Raw genomic sequence first — 2415 nt, 5'->3', positions numbered from 1 at the left:
ACGTACTGATGCGGCTGAAGGCGCAAGGCGTGGAAGCAGGCGAGCTGATCGAATGGCTGGAACGGTTACAGGTGGAACCAGTTTTCACCGCGCACCCGACTGAAGCCGTGCGTCGCTCTCTGCTGGAAAAAGAGCAGTCCATCGTGCGCGCCCTGGTCGACAATTTCGATCCCACGCGCACGCCGCAGGAACGCAAGGAAGACGACGACCGCATCTTCATGGCCTTGAGCGCCGGGTGGCAGACTGCCGAAGCCTCGTCGGTGAGCCCCACCGTGCAGGACGAGCATCACCACGTCGGCTTCTATCTCGCCAATCCCATCTATCGCATCGTGCCGGCCCTTTACGAATCGTTGGCCGATGCGTTGCAAACCGTCTACGGCGTGGCCGTGCCGATCCCGCGCCTGCTGAGCTTTGCCACCTGGGTGGGCGGCGACATGGACGGCAATCCGAATGTCGGCGCCGCCACCATTGCCAACAGTCTTTCCACCCAGCGCGCGCATGTGCTGGAGCATTACATCGAAGATATCGCCGGCCTCGCGCGCCTGCTGAGCCAGACGGAAGATCGCGTGCATGTGGGCAGCGATCTGGCCAACCGCCTGCTCGACTATCGCACGCGTTTTCCGGAAGCCGCGGCCATGGTGCGGCCGCGCCATGCCGACATGCCGTACCGCAGCCTGCTTACCATCATCGGTGCGCGTCTGCAGGCCACGCTCGAGGACGATCATCCCGAGGGTTACACCTGCGCCGACGAACTGCTGGACGACCTGCGCCTGATCGCGGTGAGCCTGATCGACCACCATGGCCTGCACGCGGGCGCTTATGCGGTGCGTCGACTGATCTGGCGCGTGCGCACGTTCGGCTTTCACCTCGCGCGTCTGGATGTGCGCCAGGATTCGCGCGTGCACGACGATGCGCTGGGGCAACTGTTGAAGGACGAGGACTGGTCCTCGCGTGATGCGCATGAGCGCGCCGAGCGCCTGCGCCCGTATGCAGGTGGCCAGGATTCGCTACCCAAGAGTGACGACGCCACTGTCACTGCGCTGCACGATGTGTTCGCCACATTGCGCGAGGCGCGCGGTCGCTACGGTGCGGATTCGCTGGGCTTGTACATCATCAGCATGGCGCGTTCTGCAGCGGACGTGCTGGCGGTGCTGGCACTGGCGCGCTACGGCGGTCTCAGCAAGGAGGGACGCGTACCGCTGGACGTGGCGCCGCTGTTCGAAACAGTGGACGACCTGACCAATGCGCCGGCGACCTTGCGCGCACTGCTGGACGATCCCGTCTATCGCGATCATCTCGCTTCGCGTGGCAATCGCCAGTGGGTGATGCTCGGCTATTCCGACAGCGGCAAGGATGGCGGCACGCTAGCTTCTCGCTGGGGTTTGCAGCGCGCTCAGGTGGAGTTGCTGGACGTGGCGGCTGATGCCGATATTCGCCTGTCGTTCTTCCACGGTCGTGGCGGCTCGGCGAGTCGCGGTGGCTCGCGCATCACCCCCGCCTTGATGTCATCACCGCGCGGTTCGGTGGCCGGCGTGTTGCGCGTGACCGAGCAGGGCGAAGTGATCCACCGCAAATATGGAATACGCGCACTGGCCCTGCGCAATCTCGAGCAGACCGTGGGTGCCGTATTGCGTGCATCGCTGCGCCCGCGCACGCACGAGGCGCGCGAAGACACCTGGCGCGATCGCATGAGCCTGTTGGCAGCGCGTAGCCGCGAGCATTACCGGGCGTTCGTTGATCGCGAGGGCTTCGTCGACTACTTCCGCTCGGCCACGCCGATCGATGTGATCGAGCGCATGACGCTGGGCTCGCGCCCCGCCCGTCGCCGCAGCATGCGCGGCGTGCAGGATCTTCGGGCGATCCCGTGGGTGTTCGCGTGGACGCAGTGCCGCTCGATTCTGCCGGGCTGGTACGGGCTGGGCACCGCACTGGAGTTTGGCGCCGCGCAGTACGGCGAACATGCGATGTCCGAAATGGCGCACGACTGGCCGTTCTTCGCCAATATGTTGGACGACGTGTCGATGGTGCTGGCCAAGAGCGACCTTGGCATCGCCGAGGCGTTCTCCAAACTCGCCGGCTCGCTGCACGAACCGTTCTTCGGCCTGATTCGCGAGGAATTCGAGCGCACCCGCCACTGGCTGATGCAGCTCAAGCGCAACGACAGCCTGCTGCAGAATGCGCCACGCCTGGCGACTTCGATTGATCTACGCAATCCCTACGTCGATCCGATGAGCCTGCTTCAGGTCGACCTGCTCAAGCGCTGGCGCGAAGGTGGGGAAAGCGACGAAGCGTTGCTTGCTGCGCTGGTGGCCTGCGTGAATGGTGTGTCGCAGGGGTTGCAGAATACGGGTTGAGACTGAGGCAGTCGCGCACAGGGTGCTCTCCCACAAAGGAGTGCTCGTTGTGGGAGCGCAC

Annotated in this window: 1 protein-coding gene; it reads left to right on the top strand. The window is 64.7% G+C overall.

The window, feature by feature from the left end:
• The coding region (ppc, locus tag AC1DMG_RS21630; RefSeq protein ID WP_477181099.1) for a phosphoenolpyruvate carboxylase at window positions 1-2354 on the top strand (2354 nt) is incomplete at its 5' end.
• Window positions 2355-2415 lie beyond the last annotated feature (61 nt).

This window comes from Dyella sp. 01N36 (assembly GCF_056399745.1).
Note: the sequence above shows the minus strand (reverse complement) of the source record. Positions and strands in the feature narration are given on the sequence as shown.